Origin of the sequence: Acinetobacter sp. RIT698 (assembly GCF_009668065.1) — a bacterium.
Taxonomy (GTDB): domain Bacteria; phylum Pseudomonadota; class Gammaproteobacteria; order Pseudomonadales; family Moraxellaceae; genus Acinetobacter; species Acinetobacter guillouiae.
This window is the reverse complement of sequence record NZ_WJYH01000085.1, coordinates 1-10,369: the sequence shown is the minus strand read 5'-3', so window position 1 is coordinate 10,369 and position 10,369 is coordinate 1. Positions and strand designations below refer to the sequence as shown.

Genomic DNA, 10,369 nt, shown 5'->3' with positions numbered 1-10,369 from the left:
GCCCTGCGGGACTTGAACCCACGTCTGTCGCTTAGGAGGCAACTGCTCTATCCAGTTAAGCTAAGGGCACAATAAGTAAATAATTTACCGTATATGCATATGAAAAAAAAGCTATTATCGAAATAATAGCTTTGGGTTAGATTTATTTTTCTTCAGTCTTTATTTCATTTGGATTTAAAATATCAAACAGGACTAACATCAGGGTAATCCATACAGGAATCATCAACACGGATTCTTTAAATCCTTGATCCCACATGATATATAAAACGATACCAATAAAAATAATTACAACGAAATTACTAACAGGTGCCCAAAGTGCAGGGTACTTGCTGGTTTGATTGGTCAAACGTAGAGCACGCTTAAACTTTAAATGGGTGAGTGTAATCATTAACCAGTTTAAAACTAAAGCGCCAACCACCACATACATCAAATGACTTAAAGCATCTTCTGGTAAATAATAATTTAAAGGTACACAACCTAAAATTAAAAATGCAGAAAGTAATACAGATGGAATTGGTACACCATGCTTATTGGTTTTGGTAAAAATTTTAGGTGCATTGCCTTGTTTTGCTAAACCATAAAGCATACGGCTATTGGCATACATCCCACTGTTATAAACAGATAATGCCGCAGTTAAGATAATAAAGTTAACCAGATGAGCTGCCCAGGCAATCCCAATCATACTAAAGACCATCACGAATGGACTTTTATCTAAACCACCAAAATTCAACTGGTTCCAAGGCACCAAAGACAACAGAATAATCATCGAACCTACGTAAAAAATAAGGATACGTGGCACAACTTGATTAATCGCTTTAGGAATGGTTTTTTCTGGGTCTTTGGCTTCAGCCGCAGCCATACCAACTAATTCAATACCGCCAAAACCAAACATAAGGAAAGCCAGCATATAAAATAAGCCATCAAATCCATTTGGAAAAAAGCCACCATGAGACCATAAGTTTGAAAAAGCAATCCCTGAACTTACATCTGCGGTCAGAACCAAATAAATACCAAATACAATCATTGCAACAATAGCAGTGACTTTAATGATGGATAACCAAAATTCGGATTCACCGTAAAACTTCACATTTCCTAGGTTGACCAGTGTAATCACAACGAAGAAAAACAGTACAGACACCCAGTTTGGAATTTCAGGCCACCAATAATTGATGTATTTGCCGACCGCAGTTAATTCTGTCATTGCAACTAGGATGTACAACATCCAATAGTTCCAACCAGTTAAAAAACCAGGAAATTTACCCCAATATTTATTGGCAAAATGGCTAAAAGAACCAGCTACGGGTTCATGTACTATCATTTCCCCAAGCTGACGCATAATTAAAAAAACGATCAAACCACCAATGGCATAACCCAAAATAATGGATGGCCCAGCTTTTTCGATCACATGTGCTGAACCTAAGAATAATCCTGTACCAATTGCACCGCCCATGGCAATCAATTGGATATGACGATTCTTAAGCCCACGCTGTAATTGTGTAGACTCGTTGCTCAATGTGTACAACTCTATTTATGCGAATTTAATTATTGTAATAGATTGGTTACTTTTAGCCTAGTATGCGATAGATGTATGGAAAGGAACTGTGAAGTCAAAAAATAATATATTTAATTTTTTTATTAATTTTCAATGAAATAAGATTAATTTTAAATTTTCAAAGCAAACTGAATCTGTTTAATATTTAAGCTTTATGACAAGATTTATTTAATACTTAAGTCAATCCGTCAGTATTTTACTCAAAAAAAGGGTAGTATAAAACTGAATGAAGATTCATTATTTTAGACAACAAAGAGAATTGAAAGGAATACGATAAAATGAGCGCTGCACCACAAATCAAAATCCCAGCAACCTATATGCGTGGTGGTACCAGTAAAGGTGTCTTCTTTAAACTCGATGATTTGCCTGAACGTGCACAAATAGCGGGGCAATCACGTGATCAGTTATTACTCCGTGTGATTGGTAGTCCAGATCCGTATGGAAAACAGATTGATGGGATGGGCGGGGCGACTTCAAGTACCAGTAAAACAGTTATTTTAGCCAAGAGTTCACAACCAAATCATGATGTTGACTATCTGTTTGGGCAAGTGTCTATCGATAAAGCATTTGTAGATTGGAGCGGCAACTGCGGTAATTTAACAGCTGCTGTCGGTTCATTTGCAATCAGTAATGGTTTGGTTGCAGCTGATCGGATTCCAGAAAATGGTATTTGTACAGTTCGTATTTGGCAAGCCAATATTCATAAAACAATTATTGCCCATGTGCCTATTACTCAGGGACAAGTTCAAGAAACTGGTGATTTTGAATTGGATGGTGTCACTTTTCCAGCAGCAGAAGTTCAAATTGAATTTTTAGATCCTGCCGATGACGGGGAAGATGGTGGAGCAATGTTCCCAACAGGAAATGTTGTAGACAGCTTAGAGGTTCCTGAAATTGGTACATTTCAAGCAACTTTGATCAATGCTGGTATTCCTACAATTTTCTTAAATGCCGAAGAGATTGGATACAACGGAACTGAATTACAAGACGATATCAACAGTGATATAGCTGCATTAGCGCGTTTTGAAAAAATCCGTGCTTATGGTGCGGTAAAAATGGGTTTAATCCAAGACATTAGTGAAGCGGTTAATCGTCAACATACTCCGAAAGTGGCATTTGTATCGCAACCTAAAAGCTATACCGCGTCTAGTGGTAAACAGGTGGGTGAAACCGATACAGATTTATTGGTGCGCGCGTTATCGATGGGTAAATTACATCATGCCATGATGGGAACAGCTGCGGTCGCGATTGGTACAGCGGCAGCAATTCCAAATACCTTGGTGAATTTGGCTGCTGGAGGTGGTGAACGTGAGGCGGTACGCTTTGGTCATCCATCTGGAACACTTCGCGTGGGTGCACAAGCTTTAAATGAAAAAGGACAATGGGTTGTTAAGAAAGCCATCATGAGTCGTAGTGCGCGTGTATTGATGGAGGGCTGGGTTCGAGTGCCAGCAGATAGTTTTTAATCTTTTTGATGTGCTTTCAAATAGCATTTGAGAGATTTGATCGTTGAAATTTTAATAGCCTTGCATTCGCAAGGTTTATTTTTTTGTGATTTATATCAATAAAAGTACTAATTTTGTATTGTGTATGGCAAAATAGTTACAGTATTTTATCATACTTACTTTATGTGATAGCAATTCTGATGATTTGCTGTTGTAAAAAATTAATACATTAAATGCTGATTTCAATAGATTAAAAATTTATTGGCTTCGAGGTGGCGTATGGAACAAGAGTCTAAAAAACTACGAGATAGCCTTGAAGACATCAAAGTTTTTGAATATTTAAAAGATATTGACAAATTGCATCTGGTTTCTTTTATTTCACAAATTCCTTTACCCATCGCTTTATTTGATCAGGAAGCGCGGTTTTTAGGGGTAAATCAAAAATTTGCTGATATTTATGAAAGTGACGCGCTTTACTTGTTTGATAAGTTACTCAATACATTTTCGACCGTTGTTTATGCTCATTTCACTGAAGCAATGCGTTATTTCTCAAAAAATAAAAATTATTTTGAGCAAGAATTTTATGTCAAAGGAAAATTTTATCTTTCATATTTTAAAGCAATACGTAACCAATATGATGAGATTGAAACAGTTGTAGTTGTTTGCTCAGATATAACGCGTTTGAAGCGCCGTGAAAATGTACTTTTGCAAAATAATAAAAAATTGCACGACCATCTCTATTTAGATTTTGTCACAGGTTTACAGAACGCTTTTGCTTTTGAGCATTATTTAAATAAAATCTGGCAAAACAGTTGTGACTCGCATTTGTCATTTCTTAAAATTGATTTAGATAACTTTAAGCGATTTAATCAACTCAATAGCTATACTGCAGGTGATGAGGTCTTAATACAACTCGGTTCTGTATTAAATGAAGCGATTGCGCAAACTGAAGAAGCTGAAATTTTTCGTTTAAATTCAGCAAGTTTTGTTATTGTGATTGAACATCTTACTGAGTGGGCAGTGGTGACACTTGCAGAACGGCTTAAATTTGCAGTCACCAATGAAAAGATATTGTTTGGTAGTAATAATGAATATCTTACTGCTTCTATCGGAATCTATCATTTAGATCCACACAATCAGCCAACTGAGGTGGATGTCTTACAAAAATTAGAGTTTGCAGTACGTTCTGCCAAAGAAAAAGGCCGAAACTCACTGTTTTTATTAAAAAATGAAATATAGATGCCTTGCACTTATTCAAATGATTGGATTGGAATTAAAGGATGAGAATTATAGTGACTCATAGTAGAATGTTCTGACTCACCCAATTTACCAATGTATCTAAAATTACTGATTTTAGTTTTAGCGATTCGTACAAACCGAGGCAGATGTGACTTCTATTCCCAATGTTAATGCAGAAATTTTAAAACGAGCGCAAGTGCAAATTCAGCAAGATTTACAAGCTGCTTTAGATGCTTTTTCATTGCCAGAACCATTAAAATCTGCAGTGCATCATACGGTGATGTTAGGTGGAAAACGAGTTAGACCGGCTTTAAGTTATGCAACTGCACATTTACAACAAAATAATCCGAATTTTGCAGCCGTGCGTAGAGCTGCGGTTGCGATTGAGTTTATTCATTGCTATTCATTGGCACATGATGACTTGCCATGTATGGACAATGACTTGTTACGTCGCGGACAGTCAACTTGTCATGTGGCTTTTGGTGAAGATACAGCGCTATTAGCTGGTGATATTTTGCAATCGATGGCATTTGAGGTATTAGGAAGCCGTCTATTTGATCAAGGTCAAGCTGTTGAACAGGGCATTATTCTTAAACAAATGCAAATCTTAGCCACAGCAAGTTCAAAAATGGTATGTGGTCAGGTTTTGGATTTACAGGCTGAAGGCAAACATGTTGATCAAGCACAGTTAGAAAATATCCATCGCAATAAAACAGGGGCTTTAATCCAAGCTGCAATTATGCTGTCTGCTGTGACAATTTTTTCAGGTACAGATCAAGCCATTCCACAATTGCGTCAATATGGTCAAGCGATTGGTTTAGCATTTCAAGTACAAGATGATATTTTAGATGTGGTGTCTGATACTGAATCTTTGGGCAAAACTGCAGGCAAAGATCAACAAGTAGATAAGTCGACCTATCCTGCCTTAATGGGCTTAGAAAATGCCAAAATTTATGCGCAACAATTACATGACCAAGCATTTAAAGCTTTAGCGTATTTTGGCGAGGATGCACAGGAATTGAATCAAATTTCGCAATTTTTGTTGGCAAGAAAAAGCTAATTTAATTGAGATCAAATATTTTTTCCATGATGGATGTCACTGAGTCAATTTCTGCCTTAGGGATATAAATTTCAACATCACTGGAATTATTCCATCTGAACGAATTAACCAACAGCTTTAGGGTTAATCGTCCGTTCTCAAATGAATATTCGATGTCTCTGGTTTCAAATCCATATATTTGATCAGTATACTCAATGTAAATACTGCTTGGACACGCTAGTTCATCCCGACATAGGGTTATATATCTCGGGCCATCCTCGAACCAAAACGTAATAGAGCAAAGCCCATCATCTTCAAAGTCTTCATCTATCTGTATTTTATGTAATTTCATTTTAATATCGATCTTTAAATCTCGAATGCAGATGCAAAGAGAGGATTTTAAGTAACGCGAAATTTAACTATAGATAACGAAAAAATATGGATCAATTGTTCAACCTTAAAACTTAAGCGACATTTTTCACGTTAAAAAATAGGCAACCCATCGGCTGCCTATTTTTTAACGATTTTTACCGCGCTAAATTAGTTTCTACCCATCACACCACGAATAGTATTCATAATATCTGCTGGGAGTACAACAGTTTTGGCATTATTCGATTTGGCCATGTCTTGCATTGCTTTGACATATTGCTCACCGAGTAAGTAGGCAACAGGGATTTCTTTATCACCTACAGCAGAGGTCACCATTTCAATGGCACGCTGTGAAGATTCAGCCAATACAACCTGAGCTTCCGCATCACGGCGAGAGGCTTCTAAACGTCCATCTGCTTCTAAAATCGCCGCTTGTTTTTCACCATCTGCCTTGGTCACTGTTGCACGACGTTGACGTTCTGCAGCAGCTTGGGCTTCCATCGCTGATTGCATCGTGTGCGATGGTTGAATATCTTGAATTTCCACAGTTTTTAGTGTGATCCCCCAGTCTGAGATATCATCAGAGATCGCTGCTTTTAATTTTGCTTTGATATGATCACGTGATGACAATGCATCATCTAGATCCATTTCACCAACGATTGAACGGAGTGAAGTTTGCACCAAGTTTTGAATTGCCCAAGTGTAGTTTTCAATACCATACACGGCTTTTTCTGGTGTGGTTAAATTGATATAAGCCACAGCATTCATCACTAATACCGCGTTATCACGGGTGATGACTTCTTGTGATGGGATATCTAGAACAATATCTTTGGTGGTGACTTTGTAAGCCACTTCATCCACATACGGAATGACGAAGTTTAAACCCGGACTAAGTGTGGTGTGATATTTACCTAAGCGTTGTACGATCCATTTATAACCCTGAGGAACAATACGCACGCCTTTGAAAATGGTCACAGCGACAAATAGAAATAAGACTAAAACAACAATAGAACCAAAACCCATTTAATTTTCCTCTTTATTCTTCATTATTAAGATGATGAATGTAGTTTTACCACTAAATCATTACCTAAAATATCAGTTACTCGTACACGGTCACCTACTTGTACAGGCGATAAAGTACGGCAATTCCATTCATCAGAACCCAAAACAGGCATTGGAAAACGAACACGAATTTGATCATGGCTAAGCCCAGTTTGAATGACCATACCCGTTTGACCAATGGTTGCTTCACGAGAAAGCCCAGCTTTGGTTTTATCTACAGATAGAGGTTTAATGAATTTAAACCAAGCCACAGTGCAAATGATGGATAAGATAATCCAGCATACGACTTGCAGGGTGAAACTCATACTTGGGAATAACCACAACAAAATACTGACCACAACTGCAGCAATACCAAACCATAAAGCAGCAAACGCTGGTAATACAAGTTCGGATAGGATCAGCAATATGCCAAGTACAAACCAATGCCACGGTTCAAAAATAAAGTTCATACATCTACTCTAGTGATTATCATTGATATAGATGACGGATCATCTATATCAATGTAGCAGATCATTTTAGTGCTGCATATAAAAACGTGATTATTCTTGTTTTCAATTAGGATTGATTATCTGAATGCTATTGCGATATTAGAATTTTCCCCGAGGCGCAGGTTTTAAAGCAGCAGGTGATTTTTTAAAGTTAGTGATTGCAGTTTGAATGGCGATGATTTTGCCTTGGGCTGCTTTTTCACCTTCTAAAATTGCTTGGTTACTGGACTTAAGATCAAGCGTACCTAAGTGTCCAACTTTAGGTTGAATCACGATATTAGCCTGTGCCAACTCATTGTTAATACTTTGTTGCCCCATGATGTTAATGGTTTGGTCCAATAAGCCCCACATATTCATAGGTTGGCTACCACTTGGACGTGCAGAAATATCGACCGCAATCACGATATCTGCACCCATATCACGTGCAGTCTGAACCGGAATTGGGCTAACTAAACCACCATCAACATATTTTGTATTACCAATGGTTGCTGGCACAAAAACATTGGGGATACTACAAGAAGCGCGAACTGCTTGCCCTGCATTACCTTTAATAAATTCTGCTTTTTTACCATTGTCTAAACGTGTGGCAACTGCTGCAAAACGGATTGGAAATTGCTCAATCGGTTTATTCGCAACATTGCGATTGACATAATCTTGTAGTTTTTGACCAAGAACAATACCTTGGCTATTTAAAGTCAAATCACGCAAATCAGATTCTTTCAATTGCTGTGCGATCTGCTGCATTTGATAAGGTGTTTTACCACTGGCATAGATACTGCCGACAAAACTTCCTGCACTGGTTCCAGTCACAATTTTAGGTTTGATCCCATGAGATTCTAAAACCTTGAGCACACCAATATGAGCGAAACCTTTTGCACCACCGCCACCTAAAGCAATGGCAATAACAGGCTCACGTGCTTTAATCGCAGTGGTCTGAGTTGGAATTTTGGTTGTTTTGTCACAGCCAACAAGGGCTAGACCCAATAAGCCTATAAAACCAAGTTGTTTAAAACGCATGGGGTATTACTTTTGATCAAAATATATGTTGCACATCTGAACAGATTGTCTCTATTTTTTCTAGCCATTTTTCAATAGTTTTTGTAAAGGAATCGATAATAATTTAGGTCGTTTAGGTGAAAAGTTACCTTTAAAACGCGATAAAATTTCTGCTAAATCTTGCTCATAATCTCCTGTGGGTTGCAATGTACCTAAACAGTGAATTCGCTTTTTCTCGTAATCGAGTGAAAAAATTGCAATCGGTATATTGGCGCCCATTGCAATGTGATAAAAACCACTTTTAATTTTTTCAGCTTTTTTTCGTGTACCTTCAGGTGCAATGGCAATCCAAATTTTATCTTGTTGTTGTATAACTTTAACAATCTGTTGGGTGAGTCCATGCGGTGAATCACGCTGTACGGGAATGACACCAATCCACTCAAAAAGTGCTTTGAGAGGTGGCTTAAACAGGCTATCTTTTCCAAAAATTGTGACTTTAACACCAATACCTAACATGGCGAGGAAAGCATATAGACCATCATAATTCGAGGTGTGTGGTGCAATAAATACCACGGCTTTAGGTAAGTTGGGAAATTCACCCTCAAATCCCCAGCCTTGAACTAAGTAAAGGTTTTTAAAGATATTACGGCTGGTGCTGGTACCACGTTGGGGTACTTGATCTGGTATGATCGGAAAGTTTTGTGACATTGTATTTTTATATGACTGCTCTTGTATTGATTTTAGTTTTTTGCTTAATAGTGACTATCTGCAAAATGTAAATATTACAAAATTTGTAGATTAAAGCAATACACACAAGATCAAGTTAGGCCCATTTATATTGACATCGTTCGAGTTTAGATTGCATGCGACATACTTATTTGTTGTTATTTTCACTGTATTGGGCGCAGGGTTTACCTGTAGGTTTTATGACCCATGCCTTACCAGTGATTTTACGCTCACAAGGCGTGTCTTTGGCGCATATCGGCGGCTTTGGATTACTCATGGCGCCTTGGGCAATTAAAATTTTATGGGCGCCTTTTGTGGACAGTTTTGGACATGGTTCCAAAGGGCATTATCGAAGTTGGATTATTCCAACCCAAGTTTTAACCATTGCTATCCTAACCATTTTATCTTTTTTACCAATTCAATCCCTGAATGAACCGATCTATTTATTATTGTTTTTTATGGCTTTGCTCTGTATGAACAGTATTGGTGCAACCCAAGATATTGCAACGGATGGCTTAGCCGTTAGTATTTTAAAAGGGGATCAGCAACATATTGGGAATATGATTCAAGTCATTGGCTCTCGTTTAGGATTTATTATTGGGGGCGGGGCAATCCTATGGGTAATGGACTGGTTAAGCTGGCAAAGTACGTTTTTGATTTTGGCAGGAATTGTGGCTTTAAATACAATTCCTATTTGGTTTTATCAAGAACCTAAGCACTTAAAAAAGACTGCGTTAGCACATTTACAGGATGACGTTGCACAGCATTTTATTGAAAAATTTAAAACCTATTTAACTTATTTCTTTGTCAATAAAAAACTAAGAGCATGGTTCTTTGTGCTTTGTACCATCAAAATAACGGATGGCTTTACAGGTCCAATTACCAAACCTTTGTTGGTTGATCTACAGTTGAGTCTTTCTCAAATCGGCATTTATATCACTATGATGGGGGCATTTTCTGCACTATTGGGTGCAGGCTTGGCCAGTTTAATGCTAAAAAAACTACAGCGTCACCAAGCTTTAATCCTGTTTTCTATTTTGAAATTGATCAGTTTAGCAGGGTTCGTGTGGTTAGCAGCTCAATATGAACAATCGCACTTTGTAGCACCGTGGTTAATTTATTTGATTAATGCTTTAGAAGATCTGTTTGCTGCAATGCTTTTAGTCATAATCTTAACTTTAGTGATGCAATATAGTCGTCAAGAACATGCAGGTACAGATTTCACTTTTCAGGTCTCTATTATGGCAACAGTCAGTGGGTTGTTATATACATTAAGCGGCATGATTGGCGATCAATTGGGATATTTAAATTACTTAAGTTTGATTTTGGTGATTGGTATTTTTTGCCTAATCCCGATTATATATTGGATTAAAAAGATACGTTATTCATAATATTATGAACTTAAATTTTTATAATATGCAAGGTGAGTATTTAGTATATAACGCTATGATTA

9 protein-coding genes are annotated in these 10,369 nt (G+C 37.4%); 4 read left to right on the top strand and 5 right to left on the bottom strand.

Translation table 11 applies throughout. The features are described from left to right. Positions 1–142 precede the first annotated feature (142 nt). The gene (locus tag GJV03_RS20660) at positions 143–1,513 is read right to left on the bottom strand and encodes an amino acid permease (RefSeq protein ID WP_034616126.1); all 1,371 of its coding nucleotides are present in this window, start codon (positions 1,511–1,513) and stop codon (positions 143–145) included. A gap of 317 nt (positions 1,514–1,830) precedes the next feature. Between GJV03_RS20660 and prpF the strand changes: the two genes are divergently transcribed. From prpF to GJV03_RS20645, 3 genes are all read left to right on the top strand, one after another. Beyond that, complete coding sequence (prpF, locus tag GJV03_RS20655) at positions 1,831–3,018, top strand: 2-methylaconitate cis-trans isomerase PrpF (RefSeq protein WP_105713134.1); 1,188 nt, start codon at positions 1,831–1,833, stop codon at positions 3,016–3,018. Between the two features lie 258 nt (positions 3,019–3,276). Continuing rightward, positions 3,277–4,236: a diguanylate cyclase gene (locus tag GJV03_RS20650; protein WP_105713133.1), complete on the top strand. Its 960-nt coding sequence runs from the start codon at positions 3,277–3,279 to the stop codon at positions 4,234–4,236. A 148-nt stretch (positions 4,237–4,384) separates the two neighbouring features. Continuing rightward, a complete protein-coding gene (locus GJV03_RS20645; protein WP_354666878.1) occupies positions 4,385–5,296 on the top strand; it encodes a polyprenyl synthetase family protein in 912 nt (303 codons plus the stop codon). 519 nt (positions 5,297–5,815) lie between these two features. On the opposite strand, the gene GJV03_RS20640 is transcribed toward GJV03_RS20645, so the two are convergent. The 4 genes from GJV03_RS20640 to GJV03_RS20625 form a co-directional block, all read right to left on the bottom strand. Further along, the gene (locus GJV03_RS20640) at positions 5,816–6,667 is read right to left on the bottom strand and encodes an SPFH domain-containing protein (protein WP_004722624.1); all 852 of its coding nucleotides are present in this window, start codon (positions 6,665–6,667) and stop codon (positions 5,816–5,818) included. A gap of 26 nt (positions 6,668–6,693) precedes the next feature. Continuing rightward, positions 6,694–7,155, bottom strand: a complete 462-nt coding sequence (locus GJV03_RS20635; RefSeq protein WP_004722621.1) for an NfeD family protein — start codon at positions 7,153–7,155, stop codon at positions 6,694–6,696. A 138-nt stretch (positions 7,156–7,293) separates the two neighbouring features. Then, positions 7,294–8,211 carry a patatin-like phospholipase family protein gene (locus GJV03_RS20630; RefSeq protein WP_154131014.1) on the bottom strand — a complete coding sequence of 306 codons (918 nt, stop codon included), beginning with the start codon at positions 8,209–8,211 and terminating at the stop codon, positions 7,294–7,296. A gap of 60 nt (positions 8,212–8,271) precedes the next feature. Further along, on the bottom strand, positions 8,272–8,898 hold the full coding sequence (locus GJV03_RS20625) for a 1-acyl-sn-glycerol-3-phosphate acyltransferase (RefSeq protein ID WP_105713129.1): 627 nt from the start codon (positions 8,896–8,898) through the stop codon (positions 8,272–8,274). A 155-nt stretch (positions 8,899–9,053) separates the two neighbouring features. Here GJV03_RS20625 and GJV03_RS20620 point away from each other — a divergent pair, with 155 nt between their 5' ends. Continuing rightward, positions 9,054–10,307 (top strand): MFS transporter, encoded by a 1,254-nt coding sequence (locus GJV03_RS20620; protein ID WP_154131013.1) that lies wholly within the window; start codon positions 9,054–9,056, stop codon positions 10,305–10,307. The last annotated feature ends 62 nt before the right edge of the window (positions 10,308–10,369 follow it).

Excerpts from the sequence above, each read along its gene's own strand:
- GJV03_RS20625 (WP_105713129.1), bottom strand. The coding sequence starts at position 8,898 with ATGTCACAAAACTTTCCGATCATACCAGATCAAGTACCCCAACGTGGT.
- GJV03_RS20620 (WP_154131013.1), top strand. The coding sequence starts at position 9,054 with ATGCGACATACTTATTTGTTGTTATTTTCACTGTATTGGGCGCAGGGT.
- prpF (WP_105713134.1), top strand. The coding sequence starts at position 1,831 with ATGAGCGCTGCACCACAAATCAAAATCCCAGCAACCTATATGCGTGGT.
- GJV03_RS20630 (WP_154131014.1), bottom strand. The coding sequence starts at position 8,211 with ATGCGTTTTAAACAACTTGGTTTTATAGGCTTATTGGGTCTAGCCCTT.
- GJV03_RS20650 (WP_105713133.1), top strand. The coding sequence starts at position 3,277 with ATGGAACAAGAGTCTAAAAAACTACGAGATAGCCTTGAAGACATCAAA.
- GJV03_RS20635 (WP_004722621.1), bottom strand. The coding sequence starts at position 7,155 with ATGAACTTTATTTTTGAACCGTGGCATTGGTTTGTACTTGGCATATTG.
- GJV03_RS20640 (WP_004722624.1), bottom strand. The coding sequence starts at position 6,667 with ATGGGTTTTGGTTCTATTGTTGTTTTAGTCTTATTTCTATTTGTCGCT.